This is a genomic window from Cupriavidus sp. MEYA8 (assembly GCF_059278825.1).
This window is the reverse complement of sequence record NZ_CM181222.1, coordinates 1,347,714-1,367,555: the sequence shown is the minus strand read 5'-3', so window position 1 is coordinate 1,367,555 and position 19,842 is coordinate 1,347,714. Positions and strand designations below refer to the sequence as shown.

General features: G+C 69.1%; 19 protein-coding genes. 15 read left to right on the top strand and 4 right to left on the bottom strand.

What is annotated here, in order from left to right; genetic code table 11:
* Positions 1-14: 14 nt before the first annotated feature.
* From AC5WJ1_RS23375 to AC5WJ1_RS23310, 14 genes are all read left to right on the top strand, one after another.
* Positions 15-2,900: an AMP-binding protein gene (locus AC5WJ1_RS23375; protein ID WP_135703198.1), complete on the top strand. Its 2,886-nt coding sequence runs from the start codon at positions 15-17 to the stop codon at positions 2,898-2,900.
* A gap of 99 nt (positions 2,901-2,999) precedes the next feature.
* Positions 3,000-4,016 (top strand): TerC family protein, encoded by a 1,017-nt coding sequence (locus AC5WJ1_RS23370; protein WP_133095919.1) that lies wholly within the window; start codon positions 3,000-3,002, stop codon positions 4,014-4,016.
* A 10-nt stretch (positions 4,017-4,026) separates the two neighbouring features.
* Entirely contained in the window at positions 4,027-4,452 is a 426-nt protein-coding gene (locus AC5WJ1_RS23365) for a universal stress protein (RefSeq protein ID WP_133095920.1), read from the top strand.
* A gap of 276 nt (positions 4,453-4,728) precedes the next feature.
* Positions 4,729-6,414: a nitrite reductase gene (locus tag AC5WJ1_RS23360; protein WP_133095921.1), complete on the top strand. Its 1,686-nt coding sequence runs from the start codon at positions 4,729-4,731 to the stop codon at positions 6,412-6,414.
* A gap of 67 nt (positions 6,415-6,481) precedes the next feature.
* Complete coding sequence (locus AC5WJ1_RS23355; protein ID WP_133095922.1) at positions 6,482-6,835, top strand: c-type cytochrome; 354 nt, start codon at positions 6,482-6,484, stop codon at positions 6,833-6,835.
* Positions 6,817-7,203, top strand: a complete 387-nt coding sequence (locus AC5WJ1_RS23350) for a c-type cytochrome (protein ID WP_133095923.1) — start codon at positions 6,817-6,819, stop codon at positions 7,201-7,203. Before AC5WJ1_RS23355 ends, AC5WJ1_RS23350 begins: the two co-directional genes overlap by 19 nt.
* Positions 7,131-8,372 (top strand): cytochrome D1 domain-containing protein, encoded by a 1,242-nt coding sequence (locus tag AC5WJ1_RS23345; protein ID WP_494476582.1) that lies wholly within the window; start codon positions 7,131-7,133, stop codon positions 8,370-8,372. Before AC5WJ1_RS23350 ends, AC5WJ1_RS23345 begins: the two co-directional genes overlap by 73 nt.
* A gap of 8 nt (positions 8,373-8,380) precedes the next feature.
* Entirely contained in the window at positions 8,381-9,364 is a 984-nt protein-coding gene (gene ahbB, locus AC5WJ1_RS23340; RefSeq protein WP_133095924.1) for a siroheme decarboxylase subunit beta, read from the top strand.
* Complete coding sequence (locus AC5WJ1_RS23335) at positions 9,361-9,861, top strand: Lrp/AsnC family transcriptional regulator (protein WP_494476581.1); 501 nt, start codon at positions 9,361-9,363, stop codon at positions 9,859-9,861. Before ahbB (AC5WJ1_RS23340) ends, AC5WJ1_RS23335 begins: the two co-directional genes overlap by 4 nt.
* Positions 9,861-10,376 (top strand): siroheme decarboxylase subunit beta, encoded by a 516-nt coding sequence (gene ahbB / locus AC5WJ1_RS23330; RefSeq protein WP_195430417.1) that lies wholly within the window; start codon positions 9,861-9,863, stop codon positions 10,374-10,376. Before AC5WJ1_RS23335 ends, ahbB (AC5WJ1_RS23330) begins: the two co-directional genes overlap by 1 nt.
* Positions 10,376-11,539 (top strand): heme d1 biosynthesis radical SAM protein NirJ, encoded by a 1,164-nt coding sequence (gene nirJ / locus AC5WJ1_RS23325; RefSeq protein ID WP_494476580.1) that lies wholly within the window; start codon positions 10,376-10,378, stop codon positions 11,537-11,539. Before ahbB (AC5WJ1_RS23330) ends, nirJ begins: the two co-directional genes overlap by 1 nt.
* A complete protein-coding gene (locus AC5WJ1_RS23320) occupies positions 11,536-13,035 on the top strand; it encodes a nitrite reductase (RefSeq protein ID WP_135703201.1) in 1,500 nt (499 codons plus the stop codon). Before nirJ ends, AC5WJ1_RS23320 begins: the two co-directional genes overlap by 4 nt.
* Before the next feature lie 33 nt (positions 13,036-13,068).
* Entirely contained in the window at positions 13,069-13,836 is a 768-nt protein-coding gene (cobA, locus tag AC5WJ1_RS23315) for a uroporphyrinogen-III C-methyltransferase (protein ID WP_135703202.1), read from the top strand.
* Positions 13,837-13,886: 50 nt separating this feature from the next.
* Complete coding sequence (locus AC5WJ1_RS23310) at positions 13,887-14,345, top strand: potassium channel family protein (RefSeq protein WP_494476579.1); 459 nt, start codon at positions 13,887-13,889, stop codon at positions 14,343-14,345.
* Positions 14,346-14,418: 73 nt separating this feature from the next.
* Here the strand turns inward: AC5WJ1_RS23310 and AC5WJ1_RS23305 are convergent, their stop codons facing one another.
* The 4 genes from AC5WJ1_RS23305 to AC5WJ1_RS23290 all read right to left on the bottom strand — a co-directional run bounded on the left by AC5WJ1_RS23305 (position 14,419) and on the right by AC5WJ1_RS23290 (position 18,647).
* The gene (locus AC5WJ1_RS23305; protein ID WP_133095929.1) at positions 14,419-15,183 is read right to left on the bottom strand and encodes a DUF4410 domain-containing protein; all 765 of its coding nucleotides are present in this window, start codon (positions 15,181-15,183) and stop codon (positions 14,419-14,421) included.
* A 243-nt stretch (positions 15,184-15,426) separates the two neighbouring features.
* The gene (locus AC5WJ1_RS23300) at positions 15,427-16,758 is read right to left on the bottom strand and encodes an ATP-binding protein (protein WP_133096045.1); all 1,332 of its coding nucleotides are present in this window, start codon (positions 16,756-16,758) and stop codon (positions 15,427-15,429) included.
* Between the two features lie 14 nt (positions 16,759-16,772).
* On the bottom strand, positions 16,773-17,486 hold the full coding sequence (locus AC5WJ1_RS23295; RefSeq protein WP_133095930.1) for a response regulator: 714 nt from the start codon (positions 17,484-17,486) through the stop codon (positions 16,773-16,775).
* A 162-nt stretch (positions 17,487-17,648) separates the two neighbouring features.
* A complete protein-coding gene (locus tag AC5WJ1_RS23290) occupies positions 17,649-18,647 on the bottom strand; it encodes a hypothetical protein (RefSeq protein WP_135703204.1) in 999 nt (332 codons plus the stop codon).
* A 252-nt stretch (positions 18,648-18,899) separates the two neighbouring features.
* Between AC5WJ1_RS23290 and AC5WJ1_RS23285 the strand changes: the two genes are divergently transcribed.
* Entirely contained in the window at positions 18,900-19,814 is a 915-nt protein-coding gene (locus AC5WJ1_RS23285) for a sterol desaturase family protein (RefSeq protein ID WP_135703205.1), read from the top strand.
* Positions 19,815-19,842: the final 28 nt, after the last annotated feature.

The window sequence follows — 19,842 nt, the reverse complement described above, 5'->3', positions numbered from 1 at the left end:
CAGGCATCAAGCGAATGAACGAGGACTCACCCCCGCGGCAGAACTATGAGGATGCCTTGCTCGGCATCGTGGGGGAGATGTCTACCGCCATGCGGCCGCAGGCCGAAGCCGGTGCAGCCGCCGCCCCCTCGTTGGACAGCGCGCTCGAAGCCGAACTGGGCTTCGACAGCCTGACGCGCGCCGAACTCCTGACCCGCATCGAACAGCGCTTCGGCGTCAGCCTGCCGGAACAGGTGCTGGCCCAGGCCGACACCCCGCGCGCGCTGCTGCGCGCCGTGCTCGCCGCCAGGGACCTGCCGCCCGGCGCTGAAGATGCACCCGCACGGCTGGCCAGCCCGGCACCGGCAGATGCCGCGGCACAAGCGCCGGAAGGCGCCGCCACCATGACGGACGTGCTGCGCTGGCACCTGCACCGCCACCCGGACCGTACCCACATCATCCTGCACAGCGGCGAGGGCGAGGATACGCCGATCACTTTTGCGCAACTGCACCGGCGCGCCTGTGCAGTCGCAGCCGGCCTGGCCGCGCGCGGCGTGCGCGCCGGTACGACCGTGGCACTGATGCTGCCAACCAGCGCGGAGTACTTCTACTGCTTTACCGGCATCCTGATGGCAGGCGGGATCCCGGTGCCCCTCTACCCGCCGGCGCGGCTGGCGCAGATCGGTGACCACCTGCAGCGCCACGCCGGCATCCTGGCCAACGCGCAGGCGCCGATCCTGATCACGGTGGCCGAAGCGCGGCCGCTCGCCACCCTGCTCAAGGCCAGCACCGGCACGCTGCAAAGCGTGCTGACGCCACAAGAAGTTGAGGACACCGACGCGGCGCCGGTCCATGCGATGCTGCGCGCGCACGATATCGCGCTGCTGCAATACACTTCCGGCAGCACCGGTTCGCCCAAGGGCGTGGTGCTGACGCACACCAACCTGCTGGCCAACCTGCGCGCCATGGGCTTGGCGCTGTCGGTCGACTCGCGCGACGTCTTTGTCAGCTGGCTGCCGCTGTATCACGACATGGGCCTCATCGGCGCCTGGATGGGCAGCCTGTACTTCGCCTTCCCGCTGGTGGTGATGTCGCCGCTCACATTCCTGGCACGGCCCGAGCGCTGGCTGTGGGCGATCCACAAGTACCGGGGCACGCTGTCTGGCGGGCCCAACTTTGCGTATGAACTGTGCCTGCACAGGCTGGCCCAGGCGGACCTGTCGGGCCTGGACCTGTCGAGCTGGCGTTTCGCCTTCAACGGTGCCGAGCCGGTGAGCCTGCAGACCATGCGCAAGTTCACGGCGCGCTTCGCCCGGCATGGACTGCGCGCGCAAGCGGCAGCGCCGGTCTACGGGCTGGCCGAAGCATCGGTGGGCCTGACCTTCCCGCCGCCGGGACGCGATCTGACGGCCGACCTCATCGACCGCGCCGCATTCGCACGCACGTCGCGGGCCGTTCCTGCCGGAGCGGACGGGCCAGACGTGGCAGGCGAACGGGACGCCATGGAGATCCCGTCGTGCGGGCGGCCGCTGCCCGGCCACGATATCCGCATCGTCGACGCCAGCGGCTGCGAACTGCCCGAGCGGCGTGAGGGCCTGCTGCAGTTCCGCGGGCCTTCGGCCACCAGCGGCTATTTCCGCAACCCCGCACAGACGCGCCAGCTCTTCGATCGCGGCTGGCTCAACACCGGCGACTACGCCTATATCGCCGACGGCGAGCTCTTCATCACCGGACGCGCCAAGGAAACCATCGTCCGCGGCGGCCGCAATCTCTATCCCTACGAAGTGGAGCAGGCCATCGGGGCCATCCCCGGCATCCGCAAGGGCTGCGTCGCGGTGTTCGGCAGCCCCGATCCGGCCAGCGGCACCGAGCACATCGTGGTGATGGCGGAATCTGCGGCAACGGACGAAGCAGCGCGCAGCGCGCTGCAACGGCAGGCGCTGAAGACCGCGCTCGATGTGCTCGGCATGCCGCCGGACCATGTCGTGCTGGTGCCACCGCACACCATCCTGAAGACGTCGAGCGGCAAGATCCGCCGCGCCGCTTGCCGGGAGCGATTCGAGCATGGCGGCACCGGCCCGGGCGACGCCGCGCCATGGCTGCAGATCGCGCGCTTCGGCTGGCAGGCGCTGCTGCCGCAGTTGCGGCGCGGCCGGCATGCCGCCGCCGGGCTGTCCTATTCGCTGTACGCGTGGCTGCTGTTCGCCGCGATGGCGCCAGTGACGTGCCTGGCTTCGGTGGCGATGCACCGGCCTGCCATGGGCTGGACGCTCAGCCACCACGCCGCCCGGCTGCTGCTGCGGCTGGCCGGGGTGCCATGGTTCGTGCAGGGGCTGGAGCACCTGCCGCGCAATCGCGCCTGCGTGCTGGTATCGAACCATGCCAGCTACCTGGACGGCATGGTGCTGATCGCCGCACTGCCCATGCCCGTGTGCGTGGTGGCCAAGCGCGAGCTGCAAGGACAACGCATCCCGGGCGCCTACCTGTCCAGCATCGGGGCCGACTTCATCGACCGTTTCGACAACGTGCGCGAATCCGAGGCGATCGAGCGACTGGTCACAACCGTGCGCGCCGGGCGCTCTGCCCTGCTGTTCCCGGAAGGCACCTTCGGCCGCGAGCCGGGGCTGCAACGTTTTCGCTCGGGCGCCTTTGTCGCCGCCGCCCGTGCCGGCGCCCCGGTGGTTCCGATTGCGCTGCGGGGCACCCGCTCGGTGCTGCGCGACGGCCAGTGGCTGCCGCGCCGGGGCCCGATCAGTGTCGTCATCGGCCGGCCCCTGCCGCCCGACGGGCAGGACTGGCCGGCGGCAATGCGACTGCGCAACGCGGCCCGCGCCGAGATCCTGCACTACTGCGGCGAACCCGATGCACTGCGTATCAAGGCGCAGCCTGCGCGGCCCCACCTCGCGCGGCAGCTGCCATGATCCCTGCTGGCCGGACCGGGCGCGAGCCGCCGACCGCCACATCGACCGTCTCACCGGCCGTCTCACCCGCCGTTTCACCCGCCGTTTCACCATAAGGCAATGGAGACCTTTGCCACCGCCCCGATGTGGGCCGGATTTTTTGTCCTGGTGCTGGGCACGCTGCTCGTGGACATCTTTGTCCTTGGCGGCCGGCATGCGCACCGCGTCTCCTCGCGCGAAGCGCTGGGCTGGACCCTGACCTGGATGACCCTGGCCGCGCTGTTCGGCCTCGGGCTCTGGTGGGTGGTGGCCGAGGACGCCGGCCACGACGCCGCCAATCGCAAGGTGCTGGAGTTCTACACCGGCTACCTGATCGAGCTGTCGCTGTCGGTCGACAACATGTTCGTGTTCGCGATGATCTTCAGCTACTTCGCGGTGCCGCCGGAACTGCAGCGCCGGGTGCTGCTGCTTGGCGTGCTCGGCGCGATCCTGATGCGCGCCGCGATGATCCTGGTGGGCGTATGGCTGATCAGCCAGTTCGCCTGGATTCTCTACGTGTTCGGCGTGTTCCTCATCATCACCGGCATCAAGATGCTGTTCATGTCCAGGCATGCGCCCGACCTCTCGCGCAATCCCATCGTGCGCTTCCTGTGCGCGCATATGCGGATCACCCCGCAGTATCACGGCGAACGCTTCTTCGTGCGCATCGACGGCCTGCGCTATGCCACCCCGATGTTCGTGGTGGTGCTGATGGTGGAGGCCACCGACCTGGTGTTCGCCGTCGACAGCATCCCGGCGATCTTCGCCGTGACCACCGATCCCTTCATCGTCTTCACGTCGAACATCTTCGCGATCATGGGGCTGCGCGCGCTGTATTTCCTGCTCGCCAACCTGGCGGCGCATTTCCAGTACCTAAAGTACGGCCTTGCCGTCGTGCTCGCCTTCATCGGCGCCAAGATGCTGGTCGAGCCGTGGTTCCACGTACCGGTGCACTGGTCCCTGGGCGCGGTCGCGATGACACTGTTCGTCTCCGTCCTGCTCAGCCAGGCCAGGACCAGGCGAGCCGCCGCGGCGGGCGATGAGCCGGGCCGCGGCGGCGCACCGCGCGAACGCGAGGCCGGTAACCGGCGCACATGAGGAGCAAGCCATGAACAAGATCCTGCTGGCGACCGACGGGTCGTCCTATAGCGACGCGGCTGCGCGCTACCTGGCGCAAAGCCCGTTGCTGACCCGCGACTTCGTCGTGCACGTGGTGCATTGCGAGCCGGATGTGCCCGGCGACATCAAATCTTTCATCGATCGCCGCACGCTCGACGACTGGCATCGCGAACAGAACGAGAAGGCGATGGGCTCGGTGGCCACCATCCTCGGCGAAGCCGGGATCCCGTTCGAGCGCCATGGCTTCACTGGCTTCGCGCCGACCCGCATCGTGGAGTATGCGAGCCAGATCGGTGCGAGCCTGATCGTGATGGGCTCGCATGGCCGGGGCGGATTCCTGGATGCCATCGTGGGGTCGGTGGCAAGGCGGGTCCTTGCCCATGCGCACTGTCCTGTGCTGCTGATCAAGGATTAGCAGCGCGTCGTTCCCACTAGGCACGGCCCCATAGCCATAAGGGCGGCGAGCGCTTCCACGCGATGGCGCCGCCGCTGGGAGCGCGCGCGCCTGCCGCGCGCGCAACCGCGTCTTCTCCACAGGCAAAAAACCGCTGCATGACATCCTGCCCGGTTTGATGCCAGTCAATCCCCTTCTCGCAGTGTGTCCGCATCATCACTGCAAGCGCCTGGTGCCAGTTCGCGCCCCACAAGCACCGCGACAACAGCTTTCCACAACCCGCTGAACCACGGCACCATGAAAGCAAGAAAATGGCTTTACCCCGCATTCGCGGCACTGCCGCTCTCGCTCTGGCTGGGTCTTCCCCAGGCAGCCACCAACACCGCCAAGGCCGCACCGAAGGCTGAAGCAAAGGCTGACAGGAAGGCGGCTATCCCCACCCTCACCGCCGCCGAGTTCGATCATGCCAGGCAGATCTACTTCGAGCGCTGCGCCGGCTGCCACGGCGTGCTGCGCAAGGGCGCGACCGGCAAGCCGCTGACGCCCGACATCACCCGCGCGCGCGGCTCCGAATACCTGAAGACCTTCATCAAGTACGGCAGCCCGGCCGGCATGCCGAACTGGGGCACTTCCGGCGATCTCTCCGACCAGGAAGTCGACCTGATGGCCCGCTACATCCAGCTTGATCCGCCGACGCCGCCGGAGTTTTCACTGGCCGACATCGAGAAGAGCCGCAAGGACATCCTGCCCGTCGCGCAACGGCCGACGAAGAAGATGAACCAGTACAACCTGGACAACCTCTTCTCGGTCACGCTGCGCGACGCCGGCGAAGTCGCGCTGATCGACGGCGACAGCAAGCAGATCATCAACATCGTCAAGACCGGCTATGCGGTGCACATCTCGCGCATGTCAGCGTCGGGCCGCTACCTGTACGTGATCGGGCGCGATGCGCGGCTGGACCTGATCGACCTGTGGCTGCCCAAGCCCGACATCGTCGCCGAGGTCAAGATCGGCATGGAGGCGCGTTCGGTCGAGACCTCCAAGTACAAGGGCTATGAAGACAAGTACGCGGTGGCGGGCTCCTACTGGCCGCCGCAGTACGTGATCATGGAAGGCGATACGCTCAAGCCGCTGAAGGTCGTGTCCACGCGCGGCATGACCGTCGACAACGAATACCACCCCGAGCCGCGCGTTGCCTCGATCGTCGCCAGCCATTACCACCCCGAGTTCGTGATCAATGCCAAGGAGACCGGCAAGATCCTGATGGTCAACTACTCGGACCTGTCCAACCTGAAGACCACCACCATCGATTCGGCCAAGTTCCTGCATGACGGTGGCTTCGACTCCACCGGGCGCTACTTCCTGGTCGCGGCCAACGCATCCGACAAGATCGCCGTGGTCGACACCAAGGAAGACAAGCTCGCCGCACTGATCGAGGTGGGCAAGACCCCGCACCCGGGACGCGGCGCCAATTTCTCGCATCCGAAGTTCGGCCCGGTCTGGGCCACCAGCCACCTGGGCGACGAGACCATCAGCCTGATCGGCACCGATCCCGCCGGCCATCCGGCACAGGCCTGGAAGGTCGTGCAGACGCTCAAGGGCCAGGGCGGCGGCTCGCTGTTCATCAAGACGCATCCCAAGTCCTCGAACCTCTGGGTCGATACGCCGCTGAATCCCGATGCCAAGCTGAACCAGTCCGTGGCGGTGTTCGATACGCGCAACCTGGAAGACGGTTTCAAGGTGCTGCCGATCGCCGATTGGGCCGGCCTGAAGGGTGCGGGCGCCAAGCGCGTGGTGCAGGCCGAGTACAACAAGGCCGGCGACGAGGTCTGGTTCTCGGTCTGGGGCACCAAGGACGGCGAGTCCGCGCTGGTGGTGGTCGATGACAAGACCCGCACGCTCAAGACGGTGATCAAGGACAAGCGCCTGGTCACGCCAACCGGCAAGTTCAACGCCTACAACACACAACACGACGTCTACTAATACCCGCGGCACCGCACCGCTCTCTCGGTGCGGTGCCCGGTTCCATTCCCCCAACGGAGAAATCAAGATGAAGCACCCCGTTCACCTGACTGCGCACCTTCCTGCGCGCCTGCCCGCGCTGCTCGCAGCCGCCGCCTGTGTCCTGTCATTCGGCGCCGCCGTACCCGGCGTGGCCCATGCCAGCCAGCAGCTTGCTTCCAGCAAAGCTTGCCTGTCCTGCCACGGCGTCGACAAGAAGCTGATCGGACCGGCCTTCAAGGACGTCAAGGCCAAGTACGCAGGCAAGAAAGACGGGCAGCCGCATATGGTCCAGTCGATCCTGAAGGGCAGCAACGGCCAGTGGGGCGCGATGCCGATGCCGGCCAACGCGGTCAGCGAGGCCGAGGCCAATACGCTGGCCAAATGGATCCTGTCGCTCTGATACCCCGGGGGTGGCGTGGCGCCACGGTGACGGTTCTGGCCGCGGTGCTGCTGACCGCGCCGGCAGCGGCGTCAGCGCAGCCCACGCCCACCCGGCAGGCGCAACTGGCGCACTGGCTGCGCGACGACTGCGGCGCCTGTCACGGCATGACACTGCGCGGCGGCCTGGGTCCGCCGCTGACGCGCGAGGCGCTGGCGGGCAAGCCGCCCGAGAGCCTCGTCGCCACCGTGCTGTACGGGCGGCCCGGCACCGCCATGCCGCCCTGGCAACCCTTCATGACGCAGGATGAAGCCCAATGGCTGATCGAACGACTCCGGGCCGGCACTCCGCCGACCGTCGTGCCCGTCACCACGGCGCCGGCACGATGATGCGCGGCCTGGCCGCTGCCTTAGCCTGCGCCGCGGCACTGTTGGCCGGCTGTGCCAGCGCGGTGCGCGGCACCGGCGATCTCGGCGTGGTGGTGGAACGTGCCGCCGGCCGGCTGCAGATCGTGGAAACCACCGGCATGACGCGGCTGGCCACGGTCGACGGGCTGGGCGACCTGTCGCACGCCAGCGTGGTGTTCTCGCACGATGCGCGCTACGCCTACGTGTTCGGCCGCGACGGCGGGCTCACGCGCGTGGACCTGCTGGACGCGCGCATCACGCACCGCGTCCTGCAAGCCGGCAACAGCATCGGCGGCGCGATCTCGCAGGATGGCCGCGTAGTGGCCGCGCAGAACTACGCGCCGGGCGGGGTCCGGCTGTTCGATGCCCAGACCCTCGAACCGCTGGCCGACCTGCCGGCCATCGGCCAGGACGGGCGTCGCGCCAAGGTGGTGGGCCTGGCCGACCTGCCGGGCCGGCGCTTCGCCGCCAGCCTGTTCGAGTCCGGCGAGATCTGGATCATCGATGCCGCCGATCCGCGCCATCCGCAGGTGACGCGCCTGCCGGCCGGGCGCGAGCCGTACGACGGCCTGGTCACGCCCGATGGACGCTGGTACCTGGCCGGCCTGTTCGGCGAGGACGGGCTGGCGCTGGTCGACCTGTGGCAAACGCCACCGCAGGCACGCCGCATCCTGTCGGGCTACGGGCGCGGCAGCCAGCCGCTGCCGGTCTACAAGATGCCGCATCTGCGCGGCTGGGCGATGGCGCAGGGCCAGGCATGGCTGCCGGCCATCGGCCGCCACGAAGTGCTGGTGGCGGATCCGGCGCGCGGCTGGCAGCAGACCGCGCGCGTGGCGCTGGCCGGCCAGCCGGTGTTTGTGATGGCACGCCCGGACGGCCGGCAGGTGTGGGTCAACTTCGCCTTCCCGCACAACGACACGGTGCAGGTCATCGACACCGCCACGCGCGAGGTGATTCGCACCCTGCGGCCCTGCGGCGGAGTCCTGCACATGGAATTCACGCCCAAGGGAGAGGCGCTGTGGCTGTCCTGCCGCGACGACAACCGCGTCGAGGTCTATGACACCGCCAGCCTGGCACGCATCGCCACGCTGCCGGCCGACAACCCCAGCGGCATCTTCTTCACCGCGCGGGCACAGCGCTTCGGCATGTAGACGGCGCCATGTTCGACGAATTCACCCTGTACGACACGCTGCAGCACGACTTTCCGCTGCAGCCTCGCCCCTACCAGGCGCTCGCGCAAGGGCTGGGCCTGTGCGAGCACACGCTGCTGTCGCTGCTGGCGCGCGATCTGGGCGCGGGCCGGATCAGCCGCGTCGGCGCCGTGTTCGCGCCCAATGTGATCGGCGTCAGCACGCTGGCCGCGCTGAGCGTGCCGACAGCGCAGCTGGATCGCGTGGCCGCGCGCGTCAGCACCTGCGCGTCGGTCAGCCACAACTACGCGCGCAGCGGCCACGCCTACAACCTGTGGTTTGTCGCGGGCGCGCGCGAGCGCGGCACGCTGGATCGCACGCTGGCGGCGATTGCCGACATGGCGGGGCAGGTGCCACTGGACCTGCCGATGGCACGCGAGTACCACATCGACCTGGGTTTTGCGCTCGGTACTGGCAATCGCCGCCAGCGCCGAGTCGCGGCCCCCGTGCTGCCTGTCACGCTGGATGCGGATGACTGGCGCCTGGTGGCGGCGCTCGAGGCGGGCCTGCCGCTGACGCCGCGCCCGTTCCATGATCTGGCGCTGCGCACGCGGCTGCCGATGCCGCGGGTGCTGGAGCGGATTGCGCAATGGTCGGCGCAGGGCGTGATCCGGCGGCTCGGCGTAGTCCTGCGCCACGGCCGCTTCGGCTACCGCCACAACGCCATGTGCGTATGGGACGTGCCGGACGCCCGCGTCGACGCGATCGGCCTGCGCCTGGCACGCCAGCCGCGCGTGACGCTGTGCTACCGGCGCGAGCGGCGCCTGCCGGCGTGGCCCTTCAACCTGTTCGCGATGATCCATGCGCGCGATGCGCACGACCTGCGGCCGGCACTCGACGACATCCGCGCCACCGTGGGGATGGACCAGACCCCCGGCGCGGTGCTGGTCGGCACCCGTTGCTACAAGCAGCGCGGCACGCGCTACGCCACGCAGGAGGCGGCGCGAGCATGACAGCCGATGCCTCCGGTGCCGTGCTTCCCGACTCCTTCGACACCATCGACACCATCGACGCCACCGACCGCCGCATCATCAACGCGCTGCAGCGGGGCCTGCCGCTGGTGCCCCGGCCTTATGCCGAGGCAGCCGCCTCGCTTGGCATCGCGGAGGACGAACTGCTGGCGCGGCTGCGCCGGCTGCTCGACCATGGCGTGCTGACGCGCTTCGGCCCGCTCTACCAGATCGAGCGCGCGGGCGGCCGCTTCGTGCTGTGCGCCTGCCACGCGCCGGAACAGCGGCTCGACGCCGTGGCCGCCGCGATCAACGCCTTCCCGGAGGTCGCGCACCACTACCAGCGCACCCACCACCTGAACCTGTGGTTCGTGCTGGCGGTCGCGCGGGCCGAGGACGTGGCCCCGGCGCTCGCGCGCATCGGCGCCGCGGCAGGCGTCGAGATCCTGCCGTTTCCCAAGGAGCGCGAATTCTTCGTCAACCTCTACCTTCCCGCATGATGTCCGCCGACGCCCACGATACCATCGACCTTGCCCTGATCCGCGCCACCCAGGCCGGCCTGCCGCTAGAGCCGGCGCCGTTCGCAGCGGTCGCCGCCATGCTGGGCCTCGAAGAAGCCGAAGTCATCGCCCGGCTGGCGGCGATGCAGACGCGCGGCATGCTCCGCCGCATCGGCGCGGTGCCCAACCACTACCGGCTGGGCTGGCGCGCCAACGCCATGACGGTGTGGGACGTGGACGATGCCGGCGTCGATGCGCTCGGCGAACGCGTCGGTGCGCTGCCCTTCGTCAGCCACTGCTACCTGCGCCCGCGCCGCTTGCCGCACTGGCCCTACAACCTGTTCGCGATGGTCCACGCGCACACGCGCGCCGACGCGGCGCCGCAGATAGCCCGCATCGCGGCACTGCTGGGCGACGCATGCCGCGCGCATGACGTGCTGTGGTCCACCCGCATCCTGAAGAAAACCGGCCTGCGCCTGCCGCCGGCGGGCGCTGCCCCACAGGAGCCACGCTGATGTTCCGCCTGTCCCGATTCATGGAAGCCCTGCGCGATGCCGGTCCGGTGCCGCATGCCCGCAAGGCCGCCGGGCCGGTCGTGATCTGGAACCTGATCCGCCGCTGCAACCTCAACTGCCGCCATTGCTATGCCACCTCGGCCGATACCGACTTCAAGGGCGAGCTGGATACCGCCGAGGCGCTGCGCGTGCTGGCGCAATTGCGCGATGCGCGCGTGCCCGCGTTGATCCTGTCCGGTGGCGAGCCGCTGCTGCGGCCGGACCTGTATGACATTGCCGCGCATGCGCGCGCGCTCGGCTTCCACCTGTCGCTGTCGTCCAACGGCACGCTGCTCGATGCCGGCCACGCTGCACGGCTGGCCGCGGCGGGCTTCGACTATGTCGGCGTCAGCCTGGACGGGCTGCCAGCCACGCACGACCGCTTCCGCCGCAGCGACGGCGCCTTCGCGCAGGCGCTGGCGGGCCTGCGCGTGGCGCGCGCCGCCGGCCTGCGCGTCGGCGTGCGCATGACGCTGACCGAGGCCAACGCCGCGCAACTGCCCGACATGGTCGCGCTGGCCGAACGCGAAGGCATCGGCAAGTTTTACCTGTCCCACTTCAACTACGCGGGCCGCGCGCGCAGCCATCGCGCCGAGGACGCGCGGCATGCGCGCACGCGCGCCGCGCTGGACTGGCTGTTCGACCATGTCTGGCAGCGCACGCGCGCGGGCCATGCCGGCGACTTCGTCACCGGCAACAACGATGCCGACGGGGTCTACCTGCTGCACTGGATCGCGCAGCGCTTCCCGCACCGCGTCGCCGACATGCGCCAGCGGCTGGAACAGTGGGGCGGCAATCCGACCGGCGTGGGTGTCGCCAATATCGACAACCTCGGCAATGTGCATCCCGACACGATGTGGTGGCATGTCACGCTGGGCAACGTGCGCGAACGGCCTTTTGGCGAGATCTGGGCAAGCCGCGCCGATCCGCTGATGGCGGGGCTGGCCAGCCGGCCGCGCCCGTTGCAGGGACGCTGCGCTGACTGCGCGCACCGTGCCATCTGCAACGGCAATACGCGAGTGCGCGCGCTCGCACTGACCGGCAACGCGTGGGCGGAAGATCCGGGCTGCTACCTCAGCGGCACCGAAATCGCCACCTCGCCCCAAGCGGAGGTGGCGGCATGACACGCCTTGCCCGATGGCTCATGTCCATGGCGCTCGCTTGCGGGATGCAATCCGCGCTCGCGCACGATCCTGCCGCGCTCTATGGCCAGCACTGCGCCACTTGCCACGGCGCCGACCGCCTCGGCGGCCTGGGCCCCGCGCTGCTGCCGGAAAGCCTGGAGCGGCTGCGCCCCAGCGAACTCGATACCGTGCTGCGCGACGGCCGCGCCGCGACGCAGATGCCGGCCTTCGGCGCCACGCTGCCGGCGCCCGAACTGCAGGCCCTGGCGCGCTGGCTGCGCATGGCACCGGCCGCCGCGCCGCAATGGAGCGCCGGCGCGATCCGGGCCAGCCACGTGGTCATGCATGCACCCGGCGCGCTGCCGGCGCGTCCCGTGTTCAGCGCCGATCCGCAGAACCTGTTCGTGGTGGTCGAGGCAGGCAGCCATCACATGACCGTGCTCGACGGCGACAGGCTGGCACCGATCCATCGCTTTGCCACGCGCTTCGCCTTGCACGGCGGCCCGAAGTTCAGCCGCGATGGCCGCTATGTCTACATGGCAAGCCGCGACGGCTGGGTCAGCAAGTACGACCTGTGGAACCTGGCCTATGTCGCCGAGATCCGCGTCGGCATCAACACGCGCAACGTTGCCGTCAGCGACGACGGGCGCTGGGTGCTGGCCGGCAATACGCTGCCGCGCACGCTGGTGCTGCTGCGCGCCGACGACCTGTCGCTGGAGCGGGTGATCGACGTCAAGGGCCTCAGTGGCGACGTTTCGCGGGTATCGGCGGTTTACGACGCGGCGCCTCGCCACAGCTTTATCGCGGCGCTGAAGGACATTGCCGAGGTCTGGGAGATCCCGTATGCCGACGCCGCCGGCGAGCCCCTGGCGTCGCTGGCGCCGCGTGCGATCGTGCTGGACGATGTGCTCGACGACTTCTTCTTCGACCAGCCTTACCGCCATATCCTCGGCGCATCGCGCAGCGGCGGCGGCCAGGTGATCGACCTCGACCAGGGCCGCAAGGTGGCCTCGCTGGCGCTCGGCGGCATGCCCCACCTCGGCAGCGGCATCACGTGGGAACGGGGCGGCCATGCAGTGATGGCGTCGCCCGACCTCGGGCAGGGGCGCATCCCGGTGATCGACATGCAGGACTGGAAAACTGTCGCCGCCATCCCGACCAACGGCCCCGGCTTCTTCCTGCGCAGCCACGAGAACAGCCGCTACGCCTGGGCGGACGCAATGATGAGCCCGCGGCGCGACACGCTGCAGGTGATCGACAAGCAGACCCTGCAAGTCGCCGGCAGCGTCACGCCCAGCCCCGGCCGCACCGCCGCGCATGTTGAATTCACGCGCGACGGGCGCTATGCGCTGGTCAGCCTGATGGAGCGCGACGGCGCGATCGTGGTCTACGACGCCGCCACGCTGCGGGAAGTGAAGCGCATCCCGATGGACAAGCCCATCGGCAAATACAACGTCTTCAACAAGACCACGCGCTCGGCCGGCACCAGTCATTGACGCCATGCCGCCACGCACGCAGGAGTCACTCGCATGAACTCTCCCCTCAAGCCCGGCAAGGTCTGGCTGGTCGGCGCCGGCCCCGGCAGCCCCGACCTGGTCACGGTACGCGCGGTGCGCGCGCTCGGCTCCGCCGACGTATGGCTGGTCGATGACCTGGTCTCGCCGGAGATGTCCTGCTATGCCCGGCCCGGCACGCATGTCGAGTGGGTCGGCAAGCGTGGCGGCCGCTGCTCGGTCACCCAGGCGCGCATCCAGCAGCTGACGCTGCAGCATGCGCTGGCCGGCCGCACCGTGGCGCGCGTCAAGGGCGGCGATCCGCTGCTGTTCGGCCGCGGCGGCGAAGAAGCCGCCTTCCTGCGCGCGCACGGCGTGCCGGTGGAAGTGGTCAACGGCATCAGCAGCGGCGTGGCGGCGGCGCAGGCGCTGGGCATCGCGCTGACCCACCGCGCCCACTGCCACGGCGTGACCTTCGTCACCGGGCACACCAGCGAACACGGCTCGCCGGACTGGGACGCGCTGGTGCGCGGCGGCACCACGCTGGTCATCTACATGGGCATGAGCCGGCTCGCGGCGATACGCGACGGGCTGCTGGCGGCCGGCATGCGCGCGGGCATGCCGGCGGCGGTGGTGATGCATGCCGGCGCCACGGAAGAGCGTTCGTGGACCGGCACGGTGCAAACGCTGGCCGATGCATTGACTGCCGGGCTAGCCAGCCCGGCGGTGGTGCTGGTGGGCGGCGTGGTGGCAGAGGCGATGCCGCCGGCGATGGCGCTCTCCTTCGTCGCGCCGCTGGAGTAGCATGGTGCCGCGCGGCCGGCCCGGGTTGCGCCACACCAACAGGCACAACTATGCTGATCAAGGCTCTCACCGCATTCCTATTGATGGCGCTTTGTGTATCGATCCACGCGATCGGCATCCTGGCGGCGTTTCACTGGCTCAAGTGGCGGATCCCGTCGGGGCCGCGCTACTTCTGGCGCGCCACGCATGCGCTGATCAGCCTGGCGGCGTGCACGATCCTGCTGCACCTGCTGCGGATCACGGCATGGGGCCTGTTCTACTACTGGCGCGCGGGGATGCCCGACCTGCATACGGCCCTGTACTTCAGCGCCGTGACCTACACCACCACGGGCTATGGCGACGTGGTGCTGCCGCAGGAATGGCGCCTGGTGGGCAGCGTGGAAGCGCTGACCGGCATCCTGATGTGCGGCCTGTCGACCGGCTTGTATTTCGCGTTCTTTTCCAGGCTGGTGAGCAAGGTGCTGCGCGACCGGAAAGACGAAGGCCCCGCGCAAGGCGGGGCCGCATAGTGCTGACAGCGCCAAAAGCTGCCAGTGTTGTCTCCCCTCTCCCGCACGCGGGAGAGGGGAGCAAGCCGTTGGCTTAGCGAGCCGCCGCGGCAGTCAGCCAGCCTTCTTCGGTGCTCGCGGCCGCGACCTGGCTGGCGATCGAATTGCCCAGGCGCGTGGCATCGGCGGAGATCGAGTCGCGCGTCATTTCCGTGGCGCCGTGCACGCCGGCGCCACCGGCTGCCGCCATCGCCACATGCCCGGCAGCGGCACCGATGCCGGCGGTTTCCGCGACGCCCGGGACATGGCCCGAATCAGCGCTGGCCACAAAGCTCTGCAGCGGGATCGGCGCGCCGTTGGCGGGCTTGTACGAGATGCGCACATCGGCGCCGACTTCGCTCTTGCCCGCACCCAGGCCGATCAGCAGGCGGCGGCGGCCGCTGCCTTCATCGATCTTGCGGAAATCGCCCTCGACGATCAGCGCGCTGGCACCAGCCGGCGCCGGCGCATCGGAACGCACCGCGTTCAGGCCCATGCCGCGCAGCTCGCGCACGATCTCGTTGGCGACCTGCTCGCGCGCTTCGGCGGCGGTCTGGCCTTGCGCGCTCGCCGACGAGCCGCCGGTGGCCATCATCCTGACCTTCTGCGCCAGGCCGCCGTCAAGCTTCACCTGCCCGGCATCGGCGTCGAACGCGTGGACGTAGATCACGTCGGCGTGCACGGCCTGCATCAGGCCCACCTGGTTGATGCCGGTGACACCGGCGTTGGCGCAGCCGGCGCCGAGCATGGCGGTGGCGGCGAGTGCGGCGATGGTCAGGCGCTTGGTTTGCTTGGCGATGGTCTGGAGAGCGTTGCGCATATCGTTTCCTTTGGGTTGGCGAGTGGTGCCGTCAGTGGTCTGTAAAAGCTGTCACCGACATCGTTGCATCAGGGATCGCAAACCATCGGGAGCTTCTTGCCGCGTTGCCTGCTTCGGGTGTTGCCGAGTGTGTTGCCGTTCGGCATCGCGGTGACGGAAGTATGGGAAAAACCCGCGCGCAGCGCCATCTGGGAATTATTTCGCGCCATGTCACGGCGCGGCGGGGTGCGGCGAGGTGCTGCGCTACGCCGCCGGTGCCTGCAGCGGCAGCGCCACCACCGCTTCGAGCCCGCCGCCATCGCGCGGGCGGAACTGCAGCGAGCCGCCGTGCAGCCGCGCAATGCGCTCGACGATGGCCAGCCCGAGCCCGGTGCCGCCCGCGTGGCCGCGCGCGTTGGCGCCGCGGCTGAAGGGCGCCTTGAGCTGCTCCAGCTCGTGCGCGGCGATACCGGTGCCGCGATCGCCGACCGCCACGTAGGCACACGCGGCATCGCGCCACGTGCGCACGCTGAAGCCAGACTTGCCGTAGACGACAGCGTTCTGCATCAGGTTCATCAGCAGCCGCATCAGGCTGACCGGGCGATAGGGAACCGGCGGCAATTGCGCCAGCGACAGCTCGAACTCATGGCCCAGGCCGGCGAAGTCGGCGGCGAGCTGTGACACCAGCGCGTTGACGTCGCCGGGCTGCGGCTGCTCTTTCTCGCCGCTGCCGGCGTAGTCCATGAACTGCTGCAGGATCGTCTCGATGTGGTCCAGGTAGCCCTCGGCCGAGGCCACGAAGGCGTCGTCGGCGCCGCGCGGGATCGACATGGCCATCGCCAGGCGCAGCTTGGTCAGCGGCGTGCGGATGTCATGCGAGACTCCCGCCAGCATCAGTGCCCGCGTCTGCTCGGCCTGCTGCAACGCCTGCGTCATCTGGTTGAAGGCGCCGCTGACCTGGGCGATCTCGGTCGGACCGTCGGTCGGCAGCGGCGGCGGCGTCGAGCCCGCGCAGATGTCCTGCGCGGCACGCGCAAGGTCCTGCAGCGGCCGGTTCAGGTGGCGCTGGATCAGGTAGCCGGTCAAGGCCGCCAGCAGCGCCAGCGCGGTCGACAGCGCCAGCGCCGTGGCGATGCCGCCGGCGCGCACGTCCTCGCTGATGGGCAGGCCGATCCAGCGAGGCTCGCCGCCCACATGCATGCGGATCCAGAGTTGCTCGGCCTCGCCGGCCTGCCATCGCACCGGCATGTCGGCGGGCAGGTGGCGCCGCAACGCCTCCATGAAGACATCGCGTTGCCAGGTGCGCAGCAGGTGCTGCAGATCGGCCGCGGGTTTCGCCGCGGCGTGCTCGGGCTCTTGCGCCTGCGCGCCCATGCGCGTGGCCGCGGCTCCGCTGGGGTCAAGCGGCATTGCCGCCACCACGCGGTCGAGCGTGCGCACGTAGTCGGCAAAGACGATGGCGGCGCGCTCGATGCGCGGGCGCTGCACGTAATGCATCAGCACCGTCAGCGAGCACGCCTGGGTGATGGCCACCAGCGCTACCAGCAGCAGGATATTGCGCGCCAGCAGCGAGCGCGGCAGCAGGCGCCTGAGCATGGGCGACGAACGGTTCACGAATCCACGCCGGCGACCAGCATGTAGCCGACCCCCCACACGGTCTTGATAAAGCGCGGCTTGGACGGGTCGTCTTCGACGATCTGGCGCAGCCGCAGGATCTGCACGTCGATGCTGCGGTCGAGCGCATCATGGTCGCGCCCGCGCGCCCGCGCCAGCAGGTTCTCGCGGCTGACCGCGCGGTTCGGCGACGATCCCAGCGCGTGCAGCAGCAGCATCTGCGCCGAATGCACTTCTACCGGCTCGCCGCCGCGCAGCAGCGTCTGCTTGCCGACATCGAAGGTGAAGTCGCCGAAGCGCAGCCTCTGCGTGGTCACGGTGGGATCGCCGGCCGACATCTTCTGCCGGCGCAGCAGCGCGCGGATGCGCGCCACCAGCTCGTCGGGTACGAAGGGCTTGGCGAGGTAGTCGTCGGCGCCGGTTTCCAGCCCCGCCACGCGGTCCATCGGGTCGCCCTTGGCCGTCAGCATCAGGATCGGCAGCGTGTGGCCCTCTGCCCGAAGGCGCTTGCAGATGGTGAGGCCGTCCTCGGGCTCCATCATCAGGTCGAGCACCAGCAGGTCGTGCGGCTCGCGCTGCAGGTACTTGTCCAGCTGCTTGCCGTCGGCCACCGCGCGCACGCGGAAGCCGTGCCCGGTCAGGAAGCGCTGCAGCATGTTGCGCAGCTCGGCTTCGTCGTCGAGCACGACAATCCTGTTCACCTGTTCCATCACGGGTCTCCGGCGATGCGGCCCTTTGTGCATAGGCGCCTGCAGAAACAATACACAACACAAGCACAGCAATCATCTTCTTCATGTGGGGCGCGGTAGGCCCGCCGGTCATTTACCGGCGCTTTGCGATGGGATACCGAAGGGAAAACCGCCTCGCTGTGCTCAGACCAAGTGTGCGGGCACCCACGCGCCGCCGGCCCAGTGGCCGGGGATCATGACGGGCGGGCGGGTCACGTAGACAGCGCGCGGCGCGACATAGACGGTGCGCGGCACCGGTGCGGCAACCACCACGCGCACCGGAGGCGGCGGCGGGGCAACCACGACCTTGGCGGGCGGCGGCACGTACACCGTGGCGGACGCAGGGGCCGGCACGTAGACAGGCGCCGGCGGAGGCGGCGTGACCACCACCGGCGGCGTGCTGACCGCCACGGTCGTACCCACCGTGCCGACGGCAGCCACAGTGCCGACCGCTCCGACCGTGGTGACGGTCGTGCCGCCGGTCGTCACCGCCGCGCCGTGGACCACGGTAGTGCCGCCGCCGGTGGTCACCACGCCGGGCGCCACGCTGGTGGCGCTGCCCGAGTGCACGACCGTGCCGCCCTGCGTGCCGGTCACGGTGCCGGAGCGGTAGCAGGTCGAGCCGGCGCAGCTGGTCGAAGCGGCGTGCCCGTAGGTATTGCCGTTTGCGCCAGTGACGGTGCCCGACGACGAATACTGGCCCACGCCTTCGCGGGTCACGCTGCCGGAAGTGGTGGCGGTCTGGCCGTTGGGGCCGGTCAGGTCGCCGCTGTGCGAGCAGGTGCCCCCGGCGCAACTGGTGCTGCCGTCGTGCTGCACCGAGCGCCCGTTGGAGCCGACGGCGGTGCCACTGTTGCTGAACTGGCCCGGCGCCGTGCGCGTGACGGTGCCGGTATTGGTGGCCAGGCCGCCATGCGGGCCCTCGATGCCGCCGGCGTGCGAGCAGCTGCCGCCACCGCAGGCGCCGATATGCCCGCTCTCGAACGTGCCGCGCGGCGTATAGGCCATGCTGTGTCCGCCGAATGCAGCGAAGGCGGGCGTGCTCGCCAGGATCACCAGCGCGCCACTGGCGATACCGAGCACGCGGGGCAGGTGCAGGGGCAGGTGCAAGGAAGAGGCAAGATTGCTGAGGCGTTTCGTCATGGCAGGTCCTTCCGGTTCGTTTCTTGCCGCGCTCCGTGGCGCGGCGACGGTCGAACTATAGGAAAGGGACGGCGGCTTTTCGCGGTGGAAAAAATGTCGCGCTGTTGCACCGCCCGCGGCCCGCCGGGCATGACATACGGCGAAATAATTGCTGGATGGCGCCGCACGGGTCCAGCCACTACATTTGCCTCACCGACGCAGCAAGCAGCAACCCGCAAGCCAAGCGTCCCACCTCACCGCACTGGACCTGACATGCACAATCTCGGCAGATTCACCCTCTACGTCACGGCGTTTATCGTGGCAGTCTCTCTGGTCGAAGCCTTCGTCCTGGCACGCAAGGCGAATCGCCAGGGCAAGGCCTACCCCTGGCATGAAGTCACCCTGTCGCTGGCCGACCTGGTTGGCCGCAAGCTGCTGGCGCTGCTGCCCCTGTCGCTGGCCGCCCCCGTGTTTGCGTTTGCCTGGCAGCACCGCCTCTTCACGGTCGAGATCAACAGCGCGCTCGCAGTGCTGCTGCTCTTCCTCGGACAAGAGTTCTGCTACTACTGGTACCACCGCGCCTCGCACCGCATCCGCTTCTTCTGGGCGACGCACGCGGTCCACCACTCGCCGAACGAACTGACGCTGGGCACCGCCTATCGCCTCGGCTGGACCGGCAAGATCACCGGCACCGCCATCTTCTTCGCGCCGCTGGTCTTCCTGGGCGTTCGTCCTGAAGTGGTACTGGCCACGGTGAGCCTGAACCTGCTGTACCAGTTCTGGCTGCACACCACCTGGATTCCCAAGCTGGGCTGGCTCGAGTACGTGTTCAACACCCCGTCGGCGCACCGCGTGCACCATGCCTCGAACATCGACTACCTCGATGCCAACTACGGCGGCGTGCTGATCATCTTCGACCGCCTGTTCGGCACCTATGTGGAAGAGCGTGCAGCAGAGCCCTGCCGCTACGGCCTGGTCCACCCGACCACCACGCATAACCCGCTGGTCAACCAGTTCGAGCACTGGATCGGCCTGGGCAAGGACATGCTCAACGCTGGCAGCCTGCTGAAAGCGATTGGCTATCTGGTGATGCCCCCCGGATGGACCCCGGATGGGTCGGGCCAGACCACGGAGAGCCTGCGGCTGCAGGCGCAGGCTGAGCGGGCGGTGGCAATAGAAGTCAGGTAAGACCTGCGGAATGCAGGGTTGGAAAGCG